We start from the raw sequence: 20,527 nt of genomic DNA, 5'->3' as shown, positions 1-20,527 counted from the left end.
CTCTTAGAAAAAGAACTGGTTATTCCTATTTATTCCGTCAAAGCTACACTAAATGAAGCAGCTGTCTTCTCTTTTACTTCTTCTAAAGTAACACCCTCTGCTAATTCTATTAGCTGCATACCTTCTTCAGTAAAGTCGAAAACGGCTAGGTCTGTAATTAATCGATGCACAACGCCTTTCCCTGTTAACGGTAGCTCGCATTGCTTTTTAATTTTTGACTCACCGTTTTTATTGACATGCTCCATTACGACGATAACTCTTTTGGCACCGACTACAAGGTCCATGGCGCCTCCCATACCTTTCACCATTTTCCCTGGGATCATCCAGTTCGCAAGGTCACCCGTTTCAGATACTTCCATACCACCTAAAATAGCAAGATCGATATGGCCTCCACGGATCATGGCAAACGATTCGGCACTGTCAAAGAATGAAGCACCTGGAACAGCTGTTACCGTTTCTTTGCCTGCATTAATTAAATCAGGATCAACCGCTTCTTGTGCTGGGTATGGACCAATGCCAAGAAGCCCGTTTTCCGATTGTAGAAGGACGTCATAATCAGTCGGAATTGCATTAGCAACTAGCGTTGGGATACCAATACCTAAATTGACGTTCATGCCGTTTTGTATTTCTTTTACCGCTCTATTTACTATGCTTTGTCTTGTATCAACCATCATGCTTCCCCCTTTCTCACCGTCAAACGTTCAATACGCTTCTCATAATTTTCGCCTAGTAAAACGCGTTGCACGAATACTCCTGGCGTATGGATATGATCTGGATCTAGCTCTCCTGCTTCAACAATTTCCTCCACCTCTGCAATTGTAATTTTCCCCGCCATTGCAGCTAGTGGATTAAAGTTACGCGATGTTTTTCTGAAAACTAAATTACCTAGCTTGTCTGCCTTCCATGCTTTAACAAGTGCAAAATCTGCGACAATTCCTTTTTCTAAAATATATTCCTTGCCATCAAAAACCTTTACTTCTTTCCCCTCAGCAATCGGCGTTCCAACCCCAGTAGCCGTGTAAAACCCAGGAATTCCGGCACCTCCAGCTCGCATACGTTCCGCCAAAGTACCTTGTGGTGTTAATTCTACTTCTAGCTCCCCACTTAAAAACTGCTGCTCAAAAATTTTATTTTCACCTACATAGGACGCAATCATTTTTTTAATTTGTTTATTTGCTAATAAAAGCCCTAAGCCCCAATCATCCACACCACAGTTATTGCTGACAACTGTTAAGTCCTTAGTTCCCCTTTGTACTAGCGCTGCAATTGATTTTTCAGGAATACCACATAGCCCGAAGCCCCCTACCGCTAACGTATTCCCATCTTTAATATCTGCAACGGCTTCCTCAAACGAATTCCACACTTTCCCATTCCCCATATCGAAACCCCCTAAAATAGCTCGTTTATTAAGAAAAATTCTACCTCAGAATCATTTTACAAGTAAAGGAATTAATTAGAATACTATTTATTCCAAAAGGGCATAAATTAATTTTCGCTCCCTTCTTCTGTACGAATTGTATTCAGTAATTGCTTTAATGCAAATGATTGATATGTATTTTTTTTCGTAATAACGCCTAATCGCCATGGCATGTCGAAATTATATAATGGAATAATTTTGACATTTTTATTGGTCTGCTTTGCGGCAATTGAATACGGTAAAAGTGTCACGCCTAAATTCGAGGATACTAGCTCCACTATTAAATCCCATTGCGAGCTTTTATAGCCGATTATTGGTGTATACCCTACGCTTTTACATGATCTAATGACATAATCATGTAGTGTGAATTCCTCTGTAAAGATAATGAATGTTTCATTTTTTAAATCTTGTAATAAAATATGTTCTTGCTGTGCTAATGGATGGGAATCATTAATAAAGACACAAAATTGATCTTCTACAAATGATTGAACAGAAAATTTCCTTTCATCTGTAGGTATAACAACAATCCCCATATCCACATCTCCATTTTCTACTAATGTTCCGATCGTTTTAGCCCCACGTTCCACGAGCTCTAAATGTACCTCTGGATATTGCTTATGAAACTTTCGAGCAATTTCAGGAAAGAATAGTGTGCCAATTAACGGTGGAATCCCCAATTTAATAGAACCTGTTTTAATGTTCAATAAATCATCCAGTAAAATATGTAAATCATGTACAGACCGCATTATTTTTTGTCCTTGTTTATAAACAATACTACCTGCGTCTGTTAATTCTACATTGCGTGTAGTTCGGTTTAATAGCTCCACATGAAGAGTATCCTCCAATTTTTTAATGCTTTTACTTAATGAAGGCTGTGACACAAAGGATTCACTAGCTGCCTTTGTAAAACTCCCATATTCAACAACAGCCATAAATGCTTTTAAATCTCGTAGCTCCATATAGACACCTCCATTTATTCTAATTTGTTATAAAAATTATTCCAAAATCCATATTTAGTAATAAATTCTCCTCGTTTTCTCCTAATCCTTCTTCTAGAGACAAATACAATAGCAGTACTATTTTCTCCTTGGTGCCAATAATATTTAATTATGCAATAACAGCGACAACAACCACGGACTTTTTCTACTCTAAGTTCCAATTATTGTTCTTAATTCTATTTTTATCTTTATTTATTCATTTCTCTAGGTACAATTAGCAATAAAGAATGACCGAAAAGGAAAGGGGATGTCTAATATAAAAACGTTAACAAGAATTTCAAATGCTATCATGGAAAAATATTTACCTGATCCATACATCTTTGTCACTATACTCACAGTATTAGTATTATTATTAGGGGTTACATTAACAGATTCTTCTCCACTCGACATGGTGACATATTGGGGAGGTAGCTTTTGGAGTTTATTAGAATTTACAATGCAAATGGTAATTGTCTTAGCTGCAGGCCACATTTTAGCGAATAGTCCTATCTTTAAAAAAGGATTATCAGCCGGTGCAAGTAAAATAAAATCACCAGGCATGGCTATTATCGTTATTACATTCGTATCACTAATAGCTTGCTGGATTAACTGGGGATTCGGACTTGTAATTGGTGCCCTCTTTGCAAAGGAAATTGCTCGGCATGTAAAGAAGGTAGATTATCGCTTATTAATCGCCAGTGCCTATTCAGGCATGGTTATTTGGCATGGTGGATTAGCTGGCTCAATTCCGTTATCCATTGCGACTGAAGGTCATAAGTTTGCTGACATAATGGGCGTCGTACCAACCAATGTTACAATTTTTTCAACTTATAACTTATTTATAGTCCTAGTGATACTCTTCACTTTACCGTTATTTAATCGTTGGATGATGCCAAAGGAAGAAGATACGGTTGTGGTTAACCCTGCTTTATTAGTGGAAGAAAAAACGGAGTTACCTAAGCCTGAAAACAATTTTGCCAGTCGCTCTGAGCGCAGTTATATTTTAACGATTTTAATTGGTATGATCGGACTTATTTATTTAATCTATCATTTTATTACCAAGGGCTTTGTTCTTGATTTAAATGTTGTAAATACAATTTTTATTGTGTTAGGTATCATATTCCACGGGACTCCGCAGCGTTTCCTTGCAGCCGCACAAGATGCTATTAAAACAACAACGGGCATTGTTTTTCAATTTCCGTTTTATGCAGGGATTATGGGCATGATGACCGCTTCTGGTTTAGCTGCTGTATTTTCAGAATGGTTCGTTAGTATTTCCAATGAACATACCTTCTATTTATTCACTTTTTTCTCAGCCGGACTTGTTAACTTCTTTATTCCGTCAGGCGGTGGACAATGGGCAGTGCAGGCTCCTATTATGCTAGATGCTGCTACAACTCTAGGTGCCGACTATGCTAAAACAGCTATGGCTATCGCTTGGGGAGATGCTTGGACAAATATGATTCAACCATTCTGGGCACTGCCAGCCCTTGCAATCGCCGGTTTAAAGGCTAGGGATATTATGGGCTTCTGTTTATTCATTTTATTCTTTACAGGAATTATTATTAGTATTGGCTTCTTTTTCATCTAGATATCGAGTATTTAAGCTTCACGGAATGCCATACATACGTTTCCGTGAAGTTTTTATGTGCACTTTGAATGAAAATAAATGGCATAGGTTATCACAATTGTTATCTACATCTTTTGGCAAAAAGCCCTTACCCTGTAATATTAAAAACAAGTAAACATGATAGTTTTTTACATCGTTTATAATGTTGCACATGTTGAAGATTATTTAATGCAGGAAATGGCTTGTAAAATTCGTGAGAAAGATACATTCGTGTATGTAGCAGAAAATCATAAAAGATGGGTGGCAGGTCATTTTGAATAGTTTAAATAGAGAGTTAATAATATACCAAAATAGCCTTGTTAGATTGTTTTAACAAGGCTACCTTAACTTTTTTTGTTAAACTAAAGCACCCCGTTCGTTGAATAAGAAATTTCTAACTTCTGTTTGTATCATCAATTTCAGAGTTTACAGTACTCTCCCACCAAACATCCTTATTTCCGTTTAGATAATTTTTTATCAGATTCCTAAATGGGTAAGGTTGTAAGTTTATGGTATCCAAGTCATCTGCATTACACCAAAAAAATTTAAGATGAGATTCCCTTGATTCTGGGTTAAAACCTGTTGTTAATTCTTCGTTTGTAACCTCAAACACTTGATTTATCTCGCAATGTAATATACCCTTTTCCTCCCACTTATGTTCTACTAACCCAAGAAAACTAACCACTGTACATGTTATTCCTAATTCCTCATCAATCTCTCTTATCAGTGCATCTTTTGCACTTTCGCCAAATTCAATGTGGCCACCAGGTAAAAATGTATTTGAATGTCCAGTGGCTTGTGCAAGTAAAACTTTATTATCTTTTATAAAGATTCCCCTTGCTAAATGATGAAATGGATTAGACAAGAAATTCTCCCCCTACAATATGATTATTTAAAATACATTTGGTACTTATTTTTGTATCTCATTTATTCAACCTATAAATTTTGGATAGTCCTTGTTCAACCAAACTAAGTCGTTAGTTCAATAAGAAAAAAGCTTCACTCCTTCTTGAAGTAAAGCAACCAGTTAGTCAAATAACCAACTTCCCTTTCACTACTGAATATCATCTGAACCATGTGCGTTCACTTCATCTATGACTATACTATAAGAAATATTAAGTTTATCCCAAACCCAAGCGTGGAAAATTCTATCTATTTCTATTTTTAATGCTTTATCGTCCATATCCTCGTTAATACCTAAATTTTCAAAAGTGAATGTCTCTTTAGCATCTGTGCCTTTATATTTGGTACTACTAAATGAAAAAGTAACGGTTTTACCCATTAATTTATCCTCCTATTTTAACCATTCATGGATTCGCCTTTTATAACAGCATATGGTCTTTCTTCTTATTACACAAACCTGCACCGTTAGTTTAATAAGAATAGCGACGCTTATTAAACAATCGCGAATCTTTGCTTAGTTTTTGTTGTCTAGCTCATACAAATCTATAATTTCTTTGTGTGCTATTCCATCGTCTTGTCCTTCCCAATGAATCACCGCATATATTTTATCTATATCTTTAAACGTTATGGACTTTCCGTCTTCCGTTATTGGTGGTGGTCCTTCGATAGCTCCAGTATCAATCTCGTTTTTAAAATCTTCAGGTCCTGAGACTGCTTTACTTTGCAGGGTTATATCTTTCTTGTTTATAACGGCGTTCATTTCAAAGACTAAATAATTAGTAGTGTAATCATTTTCTCTTGTTTTAAAACGAAGCTTACCATTTCCCGAATTAAGAATCCCTGAAATCAGATCTACTTGATAACCATCTAACTCCCAATGGGGACTTTCTCCCGATAATCTTAAATGATAAAAGTCATTTGTGGCATTTCGATGATTCAAGTAGATAACCATGGCTAATAATACGAAAACAATGAATATCAGTACTGGATAAACGATTTTATGAACCAAAAGCTTTCTCACCCCTCTGTTCTCTTAAACAATCTAGCCCTATAGTTCAATAAGAAAAAAGAGCTGCATATGCAACTAAATAATCTTTAAGTAAAGCACTCCTTTAGTGAAAGTACTATATTACCAATCTGGTCCGTCATTATTATCACTCACTTTAAGATAAAATGAGTTGGGATCTAGATTGTTACTTTCAACTGCCCCATAGAAAATTGATTTTACCTCGTCTTGTACTGATTCTGTAGCTTCTTTATTTGCTAAGATATATTTCACCCTAATATCATCTTTTGAATTAACTACAAGCAACATACGGAAAACATAGCCTTTCTCTGTTAATTTGCTGCTTACATATTCAAAAAAGCCATCTTCTTGATAAAGTTGGGCTTGAATTTCCTCTGCTTCTTTTAATTTCTTTTCGTTGTCAACTTTTATTTCAGTGCTTTTTGAAATGGGGTGTTCAGATATCTCTCCTTTTGTTGAGGAATTATTAATAAATAGAAAGGTTACAACGAATAAAATTAAACTGTTCCGATTAAAGTGATTTTACCCTTTTTCATTATGGACACTTCCTTTTTCACATTGAATATATGACTGCGTAAAGGGTTTAAACACTTAATCTATTCAACTATTCTGCTTACGTTAGTTCAATAAAGAAAAAAAGAGCTTCCTATGCAACTCAATGATCTTCAACTAAAGCAGCCCGTTAGTTTAATAAGAAAAGCAAATCTAATAAAGAATAGTACATACTTATAATACGGTTCACCTTAATGTAGTTAGTTTCCATATATATATCCTTACCAGCGATTCATCGCTATTTTCACCCAGACAACGTATAATAAGAGAAGCAGAAGAAGAATTCATTTTTCCTCTAGTTAAAAAAAGAGGTGCAATTACTTGAAACAGTTTGAAACAGCATTACCTGAGCAGTATGAAACATTAAAAAAACAGGCCAATTATACGTCTAGCTGGCGAGAGCGTTTAGACGCAGTCGAAATGTTATCGGCTTATCAACATGACAAAATCATAGATTTATTAAAAAATCGTATGCAGCATGATACTGTCAACAAGGTGCAAGTAGCAGCCTATGAAGCACTCGTGGCGTTTGGTGAGGACGTAGAGAAGCCATCACCTGCACGTTTTGATATTATTAAAGGCACAGACAAAATTTTCCTACGGGTGAAAAAGAGCTTGCCGAAGGACCATACAGTGGCAGACTTTGCGGATAAACTAAAACGTATGCGTTTAGATGTCTTTGATGCGTATGAAGGCGACAAAGGTGTACAATTTATGAACTGGTTAGAGGAACGTTGGGCAAAACTATAATCAGTAGTTTTGCAATTTATGAAGGAAAGTCATTCTCTCCGTTTGTGGAGGGAATGGCTTTTTCTTATCTTACGCTGCGGTTCATCGAAACTAATATTAAATTGTATTACTTCTTTTCTTTGATCATCTATCTTTATTGTTTAATGATAAAACAAACGCCTTATTCTAACCTGCTGCCCTGTTAATTTAATAAGGTATAATTTTACATATCAATTATACTACACTTTCATTTAACAAATATTCCTAAAAATATCTTTAATCACAAATAAAAGCTGAACTAATAAAAAAAATTAGTTCAGCTTAAAAATAACTCTTAATAATGTTGCACATTTCATAAAGGATACTGATGTAACAAGTGATTACTTTAACTCTTGACTTATAATAAAATTTTAGTGGGCTTTTTCTAATGCTAGCTTAATGCCAAAGCCAATTAGTACTGCTCCTGTCAATCCTTCAATAACAGCTTTCGTAGTTGGCTTTTTCATAAATGCACTAATTTTATCCAATAAGTAAACATAGAATACAAACCAAAATCCTGTTAAAGCTGTGTATATAAGCCCCATTATAAGAAACGGCATAAATGTACCGCTCGTGCCATCTACAAACTGCGGTAAAAATGTCAGAAAAAATACAGCCACTTTTGGGTTTGTAACATTCGTTAATAAGCCTTGCTTAAAACATGATTGATGCGAATATTTGTGATCCATTTGGGTCTCGTCTTGCACAACAGGAGGTTGCGTGCGTATTGCTCGTAATGCCCATAGTGTTTTAACACCTAAATAACATAAATAGACCGCTCCGACGTATTTTAAAATGGCAAATACATATGCTGACTTTACAATAATTGCTGAGAGCCCCACAACTGCCGCAAAAGTATGAATTAGCAATCCACAGCACGAACCAAGTAAAGTCTGTACCCCCCCTTTTCTGCTTACTGTAAGTGTATTTTTTGTTGCGATGGCTGTATCTGGACCAGGTAAAATAATTAACAAAATACACATTACTAAAAAAACAGATATGTTCACCATGTTAACCCTCCTTTTTTAGTCAGAAAATTATAAAAATAATATTACCATATGTATAGGTTTACAAAAAGACACCAAAGAAAATTTATTCAGGTATTTATAATTGACATATAACCTTAAGGTGTTATATACTCATAACACCTTAAGGTTATATTTTTAAAAAGGAGTTCATTGTAAATGACTGAAAAACTAGAGAATATCGTTAAAACAATTACCTTTAAAGCACCTATTGAGAAAGTATGGGAAACCGTAACGGATGCTGAAAAGATTTCTTCTTGGTTTATGCCAAATGATTTTAAACCAATTGAAGGTCATGAATTTACACTACAATCACCGTTTGGCCCTTCACCATGTCAAGTAGAACAAATAGATGCACCACATTTTGTTCGTTTTGCATGGGATACAGATGGATGGTTTGTCACTTTTGAATTAAAAGAAATTGGGGAGCAAACAGAATTTACGTTAACACATGGTGGTTGGAAAGAAGCATCACATATTATTCCAAAAGCTAACGTACCTACGGAAGCTGTTCGTACAAAAATGGATGGCGGCTGGACAATGATTGTCGGTCAAAAATTAAAAGAGGTAGTGGAATCACAATGACACAGCTTGCTGTAAAATATGACGTTTTTCAAGCAATTGCTGATCCTACAAGACGTCATGTCCTACAGCTGCTTGCCGAAAGTGATCAGCCCATCTCACTTATTTCTGAGAATTTTTCTATAAGCCGAACTGCTGTCGTGAAGCATTTAAAAGTTCTTGAACAGGCTGAACTAGTCTCTGCCAAGAAAAAAGGACGAGAAAAAATATATACATTACATGCTGAAAAACTAAAAGAAATTGAAGATTGGCTACAGTACTTTGATTTATTTTGGGATAATAAATTAGCACAACTACAAAGCCTTCTTGAAGAAGATTAAAATTGTAAGGAGCTGTCCCGACTTTTAGGACAGCTCCTCGTTTAATAAAGATAAAATAATCCACCATTAATAATTTCTATTTTAATTTTTGCATCATATTGTTCCTCTAAAGCCTTCTTTTCAATGTTATAACATTCTGGTTTGTCATCGACATCTTCATAAAAGTAATCTAGTACGCGTTGATCACGTTGCCATCTCTTTTTTGCTTCAGTAGCCCACGAATGGTCATCCTGTGCAATGATTGCATCAATGGCTGCATCTAATCTTTGAAGTCCCCGGATAGGCTTAATAATATATTGCACATGAAAAACATGCTCTGCCGGAACAGTATCTAGCTCGGTTGCAAATAAGGTTTCGTGAAAATCCTCTTTAATGATTCCTGTTAATAGATTGATACCAAAGGAATAAAGCATTTCTTTCGTTCGGTCGCAACAATAGGATACTTTATAATTCACCCCTAACCACGGTGTTAGTATAACCTGCCCTATTGCCGTGTCGACCTTCTCATACATTTGAACATAAGCTCCTAACTCCCTTGTTGCTTGAAAAAGCTGGTTCATTCTTGGAGAACCGAAATGAATAACTTCGCCGTAAAGACTGCCAGCTGATGCTGTTTGATTTGTAATGAATGTTACTTGGGCTGGATTTGGCTCGCTATTTGTAGCTTCTACGTATTGCCAATAAAATGGTCGATTCATTATTTTTTTATCAATATCAACCGTTAATTGCACCGTAAGATAATGGTGTTCTTCCCCTACAATATAGCAATCATTTTCAGTGAAAAATTGTCGTAAATAACTATGAACTTGCTGTGGATACATGGTCCTTCTCCCTTACACTATACAGATTCCTTAAAGTTAGATAGAATCGCATCTAAGTCCCCTACTACCTTTTCGAAAACATCAATTTTCGTATGAAGTAATGCTAATATGTTCTCTTCAATCGTATTGGCAATAGCCAGATTGTAAATATGAACATCATGCTCTTGCCCTAAACGATGTACACGTCCAATCCGTTGCTCTAGCTTCATAGGGTTCCAAGGCAAATCGTAGTTAATGACATGATGACAAAATTGAAGATTAATCCCTTCGCCACCTGCCTCAGTTGCGATTAGAACCTGTGCCTTTTCCTTAAATAGATGCTTCATATAATCACGTTTGTTTTTATTAAATTTACCGTTAAATAGGACGCTCGTTATACCTTTAGAATGTAAATACCATTGCAAATAAATTTGAGTAGCTCTATACTCTGTAAAAATTATCACTTTATCCTGTGCTTGTTCGATTATTTCAAGTGTCTTATTTGCCTTTGAATTCACTTCCAAAGCCATTAATTTTGCTAGTATAGCTTCTACTTCTTGTGATTGTGCATTATCTTCTTCAAGCATTTTAGATAATGTTAAAGCTGTCGCTTCTTTGCTACTACACATTTCCTTCCTCAATGTAATTAATGAAAAAGAGCCAGTATTTTGAAGCGTTCCGAGCAAATCATAAACTTCCGCTTCTTCCTTCGTAAATTGGATTGGGACAATTTGAACACGGCGATTTGTCCATTCAATACCCGTATCCTCTCTCCTATTCCTCACCATTACCTGATTAACTAATTCCTTTAAATAATCATTATGCTCTAAATCATGCTTACTTGCCGAAAATGCAGATTGAAATGTATCATAATTGCCCAGATGGCCAGGCTTAAGTAAGGAAATAAGATAAAATAATTCAAAGACATCGTTTTGAATTGGCGTTGCGGTTAATAATAAACAAAACTTCTTCTTTAAACTTTGTACGAATTCATAAATTTGAGTTTTATGATTTTTTAGCTTATGCGCCTCATCAATAATAATCATGTCATAATCCTGCTCATAAATACGCTCTTTGTGCGGACTTTTTTTAGCAGTATCCATACTCATAATAAGGACATCGTAGCGCTCTATTGGAACATTTTTTTTATAAGCGATTGCAGGAATATGAAATTTTATGTTTAATTCTTCAATCCACTGATTAATAAGAGATGCTGGCGCTAATATTAATGCTCTTTTGACAAGTCCTCGGATCAGATATTCCTTTAAAATTAAACCCGCTTCAATTGTTTTACCAAGTCCCACCTCATCAGCTAAAATCGCTTTTCCATTCATACGTTCAATCACCGTTTCTGCTGCTTCTAACTGGTGCGTAAGTGGCTTTAAATTTGGTAAATACTTCGTCGCTTGTAAACCTGTGAAATCAGTAATTAACTTCATTTTCACAATGTCATAATTCATCTTGTACAATGTCCAACTATCCCATTTTTCAAGATGATCTAGTTTTTTTATAAAGCCTTCTTCCCATTCAGACGACCTTTCTATTTTCATGATCAACACCTCATGCCATTATTTCTAGTTTAGGTTGTCCAAAAAAGAGAAAGCTATGTTAAGGTTTTGCGAAAGAAAAATTAAATAATTAAAGTTTTCTCCGGCAAAGCTAGTAGTTGATTTCCGTCCCGTCTGGGCGTCCGATGAGCCGCTAATCCCCAAAGAGTCGTCCAGCCTTCACTCCAATCAATTTACATTACATACATTTCAAAATGACACTTCAGCCTTTCGTTGTTAAACCTGCCTCTTTTTAAATCCGTATACCTTATTTATTAACACTATCTAATACCGTATTATTTTCTGCAAAGTTCTATTGCACATACTCCATGATTACCACGTCTGCAGTATTCGTTACTATGCAAATCCAATCCCTGTTTAAAAATTAAACATATAGGACCATTAATATTGTACAATTTAAAAGGATAATGGTATTAATATAGTCTTTTTATTCTCTTCCTTTTTTCATACAATTAAAGAAGTATTACTTACCAAAAAATTACGTTTTTAAAAGAACTATATTATGCCCCAATTTAATAGGGCGTACATATACCGAGGAGGTTACTATGAAAATTCTTGAAGCATTAACAATGTCATTGCCTTACATTCATTTAGCTATGAAGGGCGAGTCCATGATTGGATTGGTAGATAAAGAAAGTGAGCGTATTATTGCTTATTTACCTGGGAAACGGATAGATTCTGGTTATAAAGTCGGGCAAAAACTTCATCCAGATGATGCAATTTTACATCTCCCACTTAAAGGAAAAAGTACGGATGAGCCTGTACCAGAAGAATATTATGGTGTGGTTTTTAACGCATTTTCTTTTCCCGTTCGTGAAAATGGGCAAATCGTAGGTGCGCTAGCCTTTGGAATACCTATTGATCATTCTCTCCAAATGGAGAAATATATTCTTACTATGAATGAAATTATCCAAAACCTACAGGATAAAGTACATACAATTGCCTCTCATTCGGAGGAGCTAGCTGCAACTAGTGAGGAGATTAATAAGCAGACACAATTTGCTTTAGAGGATGCTGAAAAAACAAATGGTATTACCGATTTAATAAAAAATATTTCGCGTCAAACCAATTTACTCGGATTAAATGCATCGATTGAGGCCGCACGAGCAGGTCAGCATGGTGCCGGATTTAATATAGTCGCACAAGAAGTTCGCAAGCTTTCTACTGAAACAACTACTGCTACTGATAACATTGAATCCTCGCTTCGAAGCATCAATCATAATCTTGAAAATTTAAAGCAAAACATGACTCAAATAAATGGTGCCACAAACGAACAGGCACAACTTGTTCAGGACTTTAGTGAAATCATTGAAGAGCTTAATTCGCTTAGTCTGGAAATGAAGGGTTTTATGTCTAAAAAATAAACTTAAAAAAGCTGTTCAGCATAATTTTTAGACTGAACAGCTTTTATTTTTGTGGTATTTAAGCGTCTTCCTAAGTCATCTCCCAGCTAAAAGGAGTTTAAAAATTTTTCCATTTTTAGTTTTACACACTTTTTACAATTGGATTTTTAACTCCAAAATAATTATATAAATATAATAAAATTAGTGCCGCAAATTTCTAAAATATACGATATGGTTACTTTTTGGTACACTATTGGAAAAAGAAAATGAGGCCTATATGAAAAGGAAAATATTTATTTTACATGAAATATACGGTGTAAACGATTTTATAAAAAAGCAAGCTGCAACATACAGTACCGCTAACACTACTGTTGAGTACATTTCCTTATATTCAGAAAATACAGTATTTACATATGAACAAGAACAGGAAGCCTATGGTTATTTCATAAATGAAGTTGGCTTTGATGCTCCTCTCAAAAAACTAAGCAACAAACTATTGGAAGCTAGGACAACTTATGATGAAGTGCTATTAATAGGATTTAGTGTAGGGGCAACTTTAGCTTGGAGACTATCTACACTCCCATTACAAGGGATCGTTTGCGTTTATGGTTCTCGCATCCGCCAATATCTTGAGGTCATCCCCTCTTGTCCAACACTTGTCATTTTACCAAGTCATGAGAAAAGCTTTGATGTCCTTGAATTAAAGAAAACACTCGATACATTACCAGCAGTTCACACGAAACAATATAATGGTCAGCATGGTTTTATGGACTATTATAATCCGAACTATTGTCATGAAAGTTTTTTACAGGCACAAGGTGATATTTCACAATTTACAAACCAAAAGAGATCAAGGAGAACAAAATAATGGATCAAAATGAAAATATGATTATTGAACCTTATATAGAAGGAGGCAATGTTATTTATCCAAGCTTTCACCTTTCCTTACAGACAGGTATTATTATCGGCATTTATACAGATGTGACTAAAATCAATACATTGATGAAATGGTTTATGAAACAAGGCAATACGTATACACATCTTCGTGAAAGTGCTTTGTATGAGCGACTTACGGTTCGAGAATATATCCAATTTTGCTTAAGGCTTTTCAATGCTACTTCTGAAAAGATGGAGGATTTATTGCCATTAATCGCTTTAACGGAGCAAAAAAACATTAAAATCAGCAAGCTTTCAAATGGAGAAAAACAACGTTTAAAATTGATTCATACATATCTCAGTTCAGCACAAATACAAGTTTTAGAAGAGCCATTTCAAAATCTAGATGAGTTTTCCAAGCAAAAAGTCATTCAGTTATTGGGTGCCCTTCAAAAACAAGATAAAACAGTTATATTACTGTCTAATAATTTTGAGGATTTAATTGTTTCGAGTACAGCCATACATAGACTAGATACAATGGGCTTACATGCATTAGACGTTAAAGAAGATGAGACAGAGCCAGCTCCTCCTTCGCTTGAAAATGCACCTATTCGGCTTGATAAAATCCCTACGAAGAAAAATGACAAAATCATTTTATTTAATCCCCCTGAAATTGATTATATCGAAAGTGTTGAAGGGGTCGTTTCTGTGTATGTTGCAGGCGAAACCTATCCATGTACATTATCACTGAATGAGCTTGAGCAGAAATTGACACCGTTCGGCTTTTTTAGAAGTCATCGCTCTTATATCGTTAACTTGCAAAAGGTACGGGAAATCATTACATGGACTCGCAATAGTTACAGTCTAGCCTTAAATAGTAATGAAAGAGCTGTAGTACCTTTGTCGAAAAATAAGCTTGCAGATTTAAAGGAAATACTCGGAATTTAGTAGATTTCCCAGGAAATAAACGACTCCTGTCAGCTGAAATATTTCTCCACTAAAGGTCATTTTACTGCCTTTCACCTGTATTTTAATGTTGAGCTCTCCATTGTCCCTTATAGTGTAGATATCAACAACAACACAGGGAGGTTTTCAAATGAACGCAGTGATCGAGGTTCAGCATTTGAAAAAAACATTTAATAAGGAAGCAGCATTACAGGATGTTTCCTTTACTATTCAAAAAGGAGAAATATTCGGCTTTCTTGGCCCTAGTGGCTCCGGAAAAACTACTACTATTAAAATATTAACAGCACAAACTGAAAAAACTGCTGGCGAGGTTTTATTGTTTGGTCGCCCAGCAGATGAAATGAAACAAAGTCAAAATCGTAAACGCTTTGGTATTTTAACAGATAATAGTGGTCTGTATACACGACTTTCAATTGAAGAGAATTTATCACTATATAGTAATTTATACCAATTACCAAAATCAGCAGTAAAAGAAGCACTGGACTTTGTTAACTTAAATAGCGAGCGTAAAAAGAAGATTAGTCAGCTTTCTAAAGGGATGCTTCAACGTGTTACACTTGCACGTGCCATCATGCATAAACCAGAATTATTATTTTTAGACGAACCAACTTCTGCACTCGACCCTGTTAATACACAGCATATATATAATGGCTTGCGTAGGTTAAATGAAATGGGTACGACAATATTTTTAACAACACATGATATGAGTGAAGCAGAAATACTTTGTGATCGTGTCGCCTTCTTACATAAAGGAAAAATTCGGGCAATCGGTGCACCGAAACAGTTAAAAAAAGAATTCGGTGATGATTCTATTACTGTTGAGTTAAAAAATGGTGCTTGTGAAATCATTCAAACTGGAGAACAGGATGCACAAAAACTGTTTCATTGGATGCAGTCGAACGAAGTGTCTCGCATTTATACAAATGAACCAACACTAGGTAATATTTTTATGCAAATAACAGGGAGTGATTTACTATGAACATTTCAATGACACGTATTCAAGCTATTTTTATGAAGGATTATAAGGAATTTTCACGTAACTATGCGGTATCAACAATGGCATTAATGCCACTTTTTATGGCTATTCTATACAATCAAACAGGTGCAAATGCTATAATAACCTATTTTCTTCCAATAAATATGGCGTTTTCTATGGTGACTACCTATGTACAATGTTGTTTAATTGCAGAGGAGAAAGAAAAAAATACACTTCGCAGTCTCATGCTTTCTCCCGCTTCACTTGGAGATATTTTAATTGGTAAAAGCTTGTTTGTCTTTATCGTTACAATAGTAGTTGTAGCCTTGACTATTTTTCTTGTTGGCTATGAACCTGCTAATTTTTTCATCATAGCTATTGCTTTAGTGTTTTCAGCTGTGTTCTATATTGCAATGGGAACAGTATGTGGATTATTCGCCAAATCGATTATGGAAGGATCTATTATCGTTCTACCTGTTATCTTTATTTTCTCATTCGCTCCTATTATCCTAGGATTATCGGAAGCCTTCCCTATTTTAAAAGTTGCAGAGTGGTTACCAAGTTCTCAATTGGTACTATTAGCAGAGGCTTTAGAGGGAACATTCACAACAATGGACGTCATTATTCCAATAGCTACTATCATCGTATGGTCACTAGTGACTTGGATTGTAGCAGGATTTATCTATAAAAAAAGAATGGTCGATTAATTTCTATTAAAGACAAGGGCTAACGTTATATTTTTAAGCTGAACTAATTATTTTAATTAGTTCAGCTTTACTTTTGATTATAATTACATTTCAGAACACTTATATAAATGTAATTATTTTACATACAATTAAAATATAAATGGAAGTGATTTTATGAGTACTTTTAACACCTAATGAATTAGAAAGAATGTGCCATTCGATAGTTTGACTTAGATTCCCTCTCACTTCGTTAAATTAGACACTCAATCCTTACCTTCTCCACCGCTTCTTCACGGCTATGCACTTGCAATTTCAGGTAAATAGAGGAGATATAATTTCGGATCGTACCTTCCGACAGATGTAGCTTTTGTGCAATTTCCTTATTGCGAAGCCCTTCAGTCAAGCACCCGAGAACTTCGATTTCCCGCTCGGTTAGTTCATACCGATTCTGCACCTTATCCCCTATCTTGTGTTGAAACAATTGATGAGCTATATCCTGTGAGATCATCGTCCCCCCGCTATATATAAGTCGGATGGTTGCGGCCAATTCCTTAGGGTGTATCGATTTCAACATGTAGCCTTCTGCTCCAATACGAAGCGCTTCCGCTGCCAAGGCAACATCCTCTATTGTTGTAATCATAATGACCCGAATGTTTGGCCACGTCTCTTTAATAAACTTTGTAGCTTCGATACCATCCATTTCGGGCATGTTGATGTCCATTAATACAATGTCAGGACGGTTCTTCTTACATTCTTCGATAGCTTGCTTGCCATCTCCAACAACCACCACTTCAAAATCCTGTTCTTCTCCTAACAGCAATCTCAGACTCTCACTGACTAATGGCTGATCATCGGCCAACAAGATTTTGATTTTCTGTCCACCCTCATGAGATGAATTCGGAATCGTGCAAGTTACCATCGTGCCAGCATCCGTCTGCGAATGGATAAAGAGTTTGCCTTGCAATGGGGCTAGACGTTCCTTCATACCTGTCAGTCCGAATCCATACTCGAGGTTGTCGTCACCCTTGCCGTTATCCTGTACCTGTAGCATCATCTGCGTATGATCATATTGCAAAAGAACTTGAATCGTACTGGCTTGCCCATGACGGCTGGCGTTAGTTAGAGCCTCCTGCAGACAGCGATACAAGGCAAGCTTGGCCTGCTTCATCACAGGATAAGGCTCACCCATTGTACGGAATACGATTCGAATCCCGGTATTCATCTTGAATTCATCCATAATCTGAAGCAGCGCTCGATCCAACGGCAGCGCCTCCTCGATTGGATCCATTTGATGCACCTGGCGGCGAATGTCATCTAATCCCGTTCTCGCCAGCTTGAGCATTCCCTGCAGCTTGGCTTCTCCCTCTTCCGAATGAATATGGGATTTTAACGTCTCCATTCCTAAAATCATGGAAGTAAAGGTATGACCGATCGTATCATGTAGCTCACGAGCCATACGGTAACGTTCCTCTAACAGCGTCATTCTTTCAATCTGTGATGAATACTGCTCCAAAATCGTGTATTGCTCTTTTATCAACGAAAGCTTCTGTTTGATAGCATTAATCGCTAGGGCTCCTTTTTGCAGCGCGTAGCTTACCCCGTAGAAGATAAGCGCATCGATTATGCTTTGCCATATGACAGGGTGTGACAGCGATGAACTGAAAGAATCCCCTGTACTTAGAACAAACAGTGTGACGGCGATAGGAAGCGAGAACCAATGGGATAGCCCTCGGGTATAGAACGCAATCATAAAGAGAGCCGGTGGAAACAGACGTATCAGTCCAAAATCATAAGCAAGAAATAATGATACTCCACCCGCAAACAAGCACTCTGATATCAGGTATTGATAATAATGACCCTTCACAAATAAAAATGGGACAAGGTTACACAGCAAAAGAGGAACAAACACCATCCAAAAAGAAAAGGTTGGCTGATCTTGATACATAAAAATGATAACGGCGACGACCCATAGACAACGAATAACAAGCATAGTCCAGTCCTGCCATAACCACCGATTTTCATTTTTAATTAAAAAACGCATATGTACAACTCCTTTCATCTTATTGAACTGAGAAAAAAAGCAGCCTGAAAAACCCTAATTTCCCTTGTCATATCAAGGTTATGACTTCTTGTCACTCGGCTTTATGACAATCGTTCTGCTAATTTGAAGATAGATGAGATTCCACTAGAATACAGAAAAGTATATCTCATTCCAATTACTAATAAAAGGGAGTGGTAGGCATTGTCACTGCTACAAATTCGTGATCTTACGAAAAAAGTAGGAAACAAGATCATTGTTGATCAGGTAACGCTAAATATAGAAAAGGGAGAAATCCTGGGGCTCCTCGGTCCGAATGGTGCAGGAAAAACATCGACGATTCGGATGATTGTCGGTCTCATGTCCAAAACAAGAGGCCAAGTACTAATTGACGGTACAGATGCTCATACCCACTTTGAACAAACTATGAAGCATGTAGGCGTAATCGTGGAGAATCCGGATTTGTACAAATATTTATCCGGTTATGACAATCTACTTCACTTCTCTCGTATGACGCCAGGCGTGACAGAAGCAAGAATCCGAGAAGTCATTTCACTCGTTGGCTTGGAGCATAGTATCAGTGATAAGGTTGCGACCTACTCCCTGGGCATGCGTCAGCGCCTAGGTCTTGCCGTCGCTCTCGTCCATAAACCTTCCCTACTTATACTCGATGAACCTACCAACGGACTTGATCCGGCTGGTATCCGTGAACTGAGAGGTCACTTGAAGCATCTAGCTCAAAAAGAAAGTGTGGGAATTATGATCTCCAGCCACCTCATGTCCGAGATGGAAATGATGTGTGATCGGGTCGCTATTATGCAGAAAGGAAAACTGATTAGTACTCACAAAATATCAGATATGGAAGAAGATGAACGACTGCAAGTTCGATTTGAAGTCGATCGACCGGATCTAGCTGTACAAATTCTCCAAACGCTAATGTCTGGCGATGAAATCACGACCGATCAACGACATATACAAATCCGCATCGCCAAGTCGGATATTCCGGAGATTAGCCAAAAGCTAATGGCTTCCGGAATTAACGTATATGGCGTCCACACGCTCAAAAAGACGCTGGAAGACATATTTATCGAGATAACAGGAGGGGAAGACCATTGATTTCATTCATTCGCAATGAAAACATGAAGATTTATAAACGAAAGCGGACGTGGGTTATGATTGCAATCGTCTTGTTATACGTAGTACTTCAAATCGTGAATTTGAAAACAGCCGGAAGTGACGCTGTAAACGATAATTGGAGAGTACAGTTAGAACAAAAGAACGTTCAACTCCGCCAGGAAGCAAGCAAGTCGGACGCGCTGAACATTGAAATCAAGCAGGCTGAGAAACACATAGTGCTGAACCAGTACTATTTAGACAAAGACATTCCACCTAGCACCAATGCATGGACCTTTGCAGTGAGCCTAGTAAGGAATATCATTTTTGCGGTTTCCCTTATCTCCATTATTATCGCTGGCGAGATTGTTGCTGCTGAATTCGTATCCGGTACGATTAAACTTTTATTGACCCGTTCGGCTAGTCGCACCAAAATCTACATCTCCAAGTATGTCGCCGCTATCTTGTTCGGCCTTATGTTATCAGTGGCTGGAATATTAACATCGATTTTCCTTGGTGGCTTCATATTCGGCTTTGATGGATTAGCGGACAGTTATTTCTATGTAAAGAACCAAGCTGTAGAGGAAGTTCCGATGCTACAAGCTCTACTTGTGGGATATGTGCTTAATATTCCATTCTTGCTCATCGTGATTACGTTGGCATTTATGATTTCTGCCGCCTTTCGGAGCACAACCTTCTCCATCGTTATTTCCCTGCTCGTCTCGTTAACTGGGTTTATTATTGCGATTGCGATGGACGGCTGGAGCTGGACGAAATACTTTGTCTTCTCCCACACTGACCTTACTCCGTACATATACGGAAATCCTTCTGTTGATGGGGTAACGTTGGGCTTTTCTCTCGTATTTATTGGTATCCATCTAGCAGTCATGTATTTAGTATCCTACCCTATATTTGTAAAACGTGATGTGGTCTGAGTGGCGAACTTCGAAATTGAGCAACAAAAGCGGAATTTTAGATCAA

The 20,527-nt window shown here is 36.7% G+C and carries 22 protein-coding genes; 12 read left to right on the top strand and 10 right to left on the bottom strand.

Features of this window, described 5'->3' with window-relative positions; genetic code table 11:
* Positions 1–29: 29 nt before the first annotated feature.
* From BFJ97_RS17270 to BFJ97_RS17260, 3 genes are all read right to left on the bottom strand, one after another.
* Positions 30–671, bottom strand: a complete 642-nt coding sequence (locus BFJ97_RS17270; protein ID WP_068985901.1) for a 3-oxoacid CoA-transferase subunit B — start codon at positions 669–671, stop codon at positions 30–32.
* Positions 671–1,378 (bottom strand): CoA transferase subunit A, encoded by a 708-nt coding sequence (locus tag BFJ97_RS17265; RefSeq protein WP_068985900.1) that lies wholly within the window; start codon positions 1,376–1,378, stop codon positions 671–673. Before BFJ97_RS17265 ends, BFJ97_RS17270 begins: the two co-directional genes overlap by 1 nt.
* 107 nt (positions 1,379–1,485) lie before the next feature.
* A complete protein-coding gene (locus tag BFJ97_RS17260) occupies positions 1,486–2,376 on the bottom strand; it encodes a LysR family transcriptional regulator (RefSeq protein ID WP_068985899.1) in 891 nt (296 codons plus the stop codon).
* A gap of 295 nt (positions 2,377–2,671) precedes the next feature.
* On the opposite strand from BFJ97_RS17260, the gene BFJ97_RS17255 reads away from it, so the two are divergent.
* Both BFJ97_RS17255 and BFJ97_RS24840 read left to right on the top strand, forming a co-directional pair.
* The gene (locus BFJ97_RS17255) at positions 2,672–3,985 is read left to right on the top strand and encodes a short-chain fatty acid transporter (RefSeq protein ID WP_068985950.1); all 1,314 of its coding nucleotides are present in this window, start codon (positions 2,672–2,674) and stop codon (positions 3,983–3,985) included.
* Between the two features lie 156 nt (positions 3,986–4,141).
* Complete coding sequence (locus tag BFJ97_RS24840; RefSeq protein ID WP_175401795.1) at positions 4,142–4,285, top strand: hypothetical protein; 144 nt, start codon at positions 4,142–4,144, stop codon at positions 4,283–4,285.
* A gap of 112 nt (positions 4,286–4,397) precedes the next feature.
* Here the strand turns inward: BFJ97_RS24840 and BFJ97_RS17250 are convergent, their stop codons facing one another.
* The 3 genes from BFJ97_RS17250 to BFJ97_RS17240 all read right to left on the bottom strand — a co-directional run bounded on the left by BFJ97_RS17250 (position 4,398) and on the right by BFJ97_RS17240 (position 5,915).
* Positions 4,398–4,868 (bottom strand): NUDIX domain-containing protein, encoded by a 471-nt coding sequence (locus BFJ97_RS17250; RefSeq protein ID WP_068985898.1) that lies wholly within the window; start codon positions 4,866–4,868, stop codon positions 4,398–4,400.
* A gap of 189 nt (positions 4,869–5,057) precedes the next feature.
* The gene (locus BFJ97_RS17245; RefSeq protein WP_068985897.1) at positions 5,058–5,285 is read right to left on the bottom strand and encodes a hypothetical protein; all 228 of its coding nucleotides are present in this window, start codon (positions 5,283–5,285) and stop codon (positions 5,058–5,060) included.
* A gap of 135 nt (positions 5,286–5,420) precedes the next feature.
* On the bottom strand, positions 5,421–5,915 hold the full coding sequence (locus tag BFJ97_RS17240; protein WP_139114471.1) for a hypothetical protein: 495 nt from the start codon (positions 5,913–5,915) through the stop codon (positions 5,421–5,423).
* An 891-nt stretch (positions 5,916–6,806) separates the two neighbouring features.
* On the opposite strand from BFJ97_RS17240, the gene BFJ97_RS17230 reads away from it, so the two are divergent.
* Positions 6,807–7,235 (top strand): HEAT repeat domain-containing protein, encoded by a 429-nt coding sequence (locus BFJ97_RS17230; RefSeq protein WP_068985894.1) that lies wholly within the window; start codon positions 6,807–6,809, stop codon positions 7,233–7,235.
* Between the two features lie 389 nt (positions 7,236–7,624).
* On the opposite strand, the gene BFJ97_RS17225 is transcribed toward BFJ97_RS17230, so the two are convergent.
* Positions 7,625–8,263, bottom strand: coding sequence for a LysE family translocator (locus tag BFJ97_RS17225; RefSeq protein ID WP_068985893.1), 639 nt, complete (start codon positions 8,261–8,263; stop codon positions 7,625–7,627).
* Between the two features lie 174 nt (positions 8,264–8,437).
* Between BFJ97_RS17225 and BFJ97_RS17220 the strand changes: the two genes are divergently transcribed.
* Together BFJ97_RS17220 and BFJ97_RS17215 are read left to right on the top strand one after the other, a co-directional pair.
* On the top strand, positions 8,438–8,863 hold the full coding sequence (locus BFJ97_RS17220; RefSeq protein WP_068985892.1) for an SRPBCC family protein: 426 nt from the start codon (positions 8,438–8,440) through the stop codon (positions 8,861–8,863).
* Positions 8,860–9,180: an ArsR/SmtB family transcription factor gene (locus BFJ97_RS17215; RefSeq protein WP_068985891.1), complete on the top strand. Its 321-nt coding sequence runs from the start codon at positions 8,860–8,862 to the stop codon at positions 9,178–9,180. Before BFJ97_RS17220 ends, BFJ97_RS17215 begins: the two co-directional genes overlap by 4 nt.
* A gap of 41 nt (positions 9,181–9,221) precedes the next feature.
* Here BFJ97_RS17215 and BFJ97_RS17210 read toward each other — a convergent pair whose 3' ends face one another.
* Together BFJ97_RS17210 and BFJ97_RS17205 are read right to left on the bottom strand one after the other, a co-directional pair.
* The gene (locus BFJ97_RS17210) at positions 9,222–10,001 is read right to left on the bottom strand and encodes a YqhG family protein (protein ID WP_068985890.1); all 780 of its coding nucleotides are present in this window, start codon (positions 9,999–10,001) and stop codon (positions 9,222–9,224) included.
* A 17-nt stretch (positions 10,002–10,018) separates the two neighbouring features.
* Positions 10,019–11,530 carry a DEAD/DEAH box helicase gene (locus tag BFJ97_RS17205; protein ID WP_175401794.1) on the bottom strand — a complete coding sequence of 504 codons (1,512 nt, stop codon included), beginning with the start codon at positions 11,528–11,530 and terminating at the stop codon, positions 10,019–10,021.
* Between the two features lie 563 nt (positions 11,531–12,093).
* On the opposite strand from BFJ97_RS17205, the gene BFJ97_RS17200 reads away from it, so the two are divergent.
* The 5 genes from BFJ97_RS17200 (at position 12,094) to BFJ97_RS17180 (ending at position 16,416) form a co-directional block, all read left to right on the top strand.
* Positions 12,094–12,912: a methyl-accepting chemotaxis protein gene (locus tag BFJ97_RS17200; protein ID WP_068985888.1), complete on the top strand. Its 819-nt coding sequence runs from the start codon at positions 12,094–12,096 to the stop codon at positions 12,910–12,912.
* Positions 12,913–13,168: 256 nt separating this feature from the next.
* Positions 13,169–13,759 carry a dienelactone hydrolase family protein gene (locus tag BFJ97_RS17195; RefSeq protein ID WP_068985887.1) on the top strand — a complete coding sequence of 197 codons (591 nt, stop codon included), beginning with the start codon at positions 13,169–13,171 and terminating at the stop codon, positions 13,757–13,759.
* Positions 13,759–14,715 carry a LytTR family transcriptional regulator DNA-binding domain-containing protein gene (locus tag BFJ97_RS17190; RefSeq protein ID WP_068985886.1) on the top strand — a complete coding sequence of 319 codons (957 nt, stop codon included), beginning with the start codon at positions 13,759–13,761 and terminating at the stop codon, positions 14,713–14,715. The genes BFJ97_RS17195 and BFJ97_RS17190 overlap by 1 nt, the downstream gene beginning before the upstream one ends.
* Before the next feature lie 148 nt (positions 14,716–14,863).
* On the top strand, positions 14,864–15,712 hold the full coding sequence (locus BFJ97_RS17185) for an ABC transporter ATP-binding protein (protein ID WP_068985885.1): 849 nt from the start codon (positions 14,864–14,866) through the stop codon (positions 15,710–15,712).
* Complete coding sequence (locus BFJ97_RS17180) at positions 15,709–16,416, top strand: ABC transporter permease (RefSeq protein ID WP_068985884.1); 708 nt, start codon at positions 15,709–15,711, stop codon at positions 16,414–16,416. Before BFJ97_RS17185 ends, BFJ97_RS17180 begins: the two co-directional genes overlap by 4 nt.
* A 229-nt stretch (positions 16,417–16,645) precedes the next feature.
* Here the strand turns inward: BFJ97_RS17180 and BFJ97_RS17175 are convergent, their stop codons facing one another.
* On the bottom strand, positions 16,646–18,436 hold the full coding sequence (locus BFJ97_RS17175) for a helix-turn-helix transcriptional regulator (protein WP_068985883.1): 1,791 nt from the start codon (positions 18,434–18,436) through the stop codon (positions 16,646–16,648).
* A 201-nt stretch (positions 18,437–18,637) separates the two neighbouring features.
* On the opposite strand from BFJ97_RS17175, the gene BFJ97_RS17170 reads away from it, so the two are divergent.
* On the top strand, positions 18,638–19,549 hold the full coding sequence (locus BFJ97_RS17170; protein WP_068985882.1) for an ABC transporter ATP-binding protein: 912 nt from the start codon (positions 18,638–18,640) through the stop codon (positions 19,547–19,549).
* Entirely contained in the window at positions 19,546–20,481 is a 936-nt protein-coding gene (locus tag BFJ97_RS17165; RefSeq protein ID WP_068985881.1) for an ABC transporter permease, read from the top strand. The genes BFJ97_RS17170 and BFJ97_RS17165 overlap by 4 nt, the downstream gene beginning before the upstream one ends.
* The last annotated feature ends 46 nt before the right edge of the window (positions 20,482–20,527 follow it).

Source organism: Lysinibacillus xylanilyticus, assembly GCF_001708185.1.
GTDB lineage: Bacteria > Bacillota > Bacilli > Bacillales_A > Planococcaceae > Lysinibacillus > Lysinibacillus xylanilyticus_A.
The sequence above is the reverse complement of the archived record's forward strand: the minus strand, read 5'-3'. Positions and strand labels throughout refer to the sequence as shown.

Coding starts and splice junctions, on each gene's coding strand:
- BFJ97_RS24840 (WP_175401795.1), top strand. CDS start 4,142: ATGATAGTTTTTTACATCGTTTATAATGTTGCACATGTTGAAGATTAT.
- BFJ97_RS17245 (WP_068985897.1), bottom strand. CDS start 5,285: ATGGGTAAAACCGTTACTTTTTCATTTAGTAGTACCAAATATAAAGGC.
- BFJ97_RS17220 (WP_068985892.1), top strand. CDS start 8,438: ATGACTGAAAAACTAGAGAATATCGTTAAAACAATTACCTTTAAAGCA.
- BFJ97_RS17200 (WP_068985888.1), top strand. CDS start 12,094: ATGAAAATTCTTGAAGCATTAACAATGTCATTGCCTTACATTCATTTA.
- BFJ97_RS17215 (WP_068985891.1), top strand. CDS start 8,860: ATGACACAGCTTGCTGTAAAATATGACGTTTTTCAAGCAATTGCTGAT.
- BFJ97_RS17185 (WP_068985885.1), top strand. CDS start 14,864: ATGAACGCAGTGATCGAGGTTCAGCATTTGAAAAAAACATTTAATAAG.
- BFJ97_RS17265 (WP_068985900.1), bottom strand. CDS start 1,378: ATGGGGAATGGGAAAGTGTGGAATTCGTTTGAGGAAGCCGTTGCAGAT.
- BFJ97_RS17180 (WP_068985884.1), top strand. CDS start 15,709: ATGAACATTTCAATGACACGTATTCAAGCTATTTTTATGAAGGATTAT.
- BFJ97_RS17190 (WP_068985886.1), top strand. CDS start 13,759: ATGGATCAAAATGAAAATATGATTATTGAACCTTATATAGAAGGAGGC.
- BFJ97_RS17205 (WP_175401794.1), bottom strand. CDS start 11,530: ATGAAAATAGAAAGGTCGTCTGAATGGGAAGAAGGCTTTATAAAAAAA.
- BFJ97_RS17175 (WP_068985883.1), bottom strand. CDS start 18,436: ATGCGTTTTTTAATTAAAAATGAAAATCGGTGGTTATGGCAGGACTGG.
- BFJ97_RS17260 (WP_068985899.1), bottom strand. CDS start 2,376: ATGGAGCTACGAGATTTAAAAGCATTTATGGCTGTTGTTGAATATGGG.
- BFJ97_RS17225 (WP_068985893.1), bottom strand. CDS start 8,263: ATGGTGAACATATCTGTTTTTTTAGTAATGTGTATTTTGTTAATTATT.
- BFJ97_RS17195 (WP_068985887.1), top strand. CDS start 13,169: ATGAAAAGGAAAATATTTATTTTACATGAAATATACGGTGTAAACGAT.
- BFJ97_RS17210 (WP_068985890.1), bottom strand. CDS start 10,001: ATGTATCCACAGCAAGTTCATAGTTATTTACGACAATTTTTCACTGAA.
- BFJ97_RS17270 (WP_068985901.1), bottom strand. CDS start 671: ATGGTTGATACAAGACAAAGCATAGTAAATAGAGCGGTAAAAGAAATA.